General features: G+C 59.8%; 1 protein-coding gene. It reads left to right on the top strand.

From position 1 onward, the window contains the following. On the top strand, positions 1-259 hold a 259-nt coding region (locus O4G76_RS20950), incomplete at both ends, for an FMN-dependent NADH-azoreductase (RefSeq protein WP_269399035.1).

Raw genomic sequence — 259 nt, 5'->3', positions numbered from 1 at the left:
ACGCAGCGATGAGCAAAAGGCGACGCTGGCCTTGTCGGACAGTTTGATTGATGAACTCAAAGAGGCGGACACCGTGGTGATCGGTGTCCCGCTCTACAATTTCACCATCCCCACGACCCTGAAGGCCGGGATCGATCTGGTCGCCCGCGTTGGCGTGACCTTTCAATACACCGAGACTGGGCCCGAAGGTCTGCTGAAGGGCAAACGGGCCATTCTGGCGGTTGCATCGGGCGGCACCGAAGCCGGATCAGACATCGAC

The sequence above is a fragment of the Limimaricola sp. G21655-S1 genome (genome assembly GCF_027213785.1).
Lineage (GTDB): Bacteria > Pseudomonadota > Alphaproteobacteria > Rhodobacterales > Rhodobacteraceae > Limimaricola.
The sequence above is the reverse complement of the archived record's forward strand: the minus strand, read 5'-3'. Positions and strand labels throughout refer to the sequence as shown.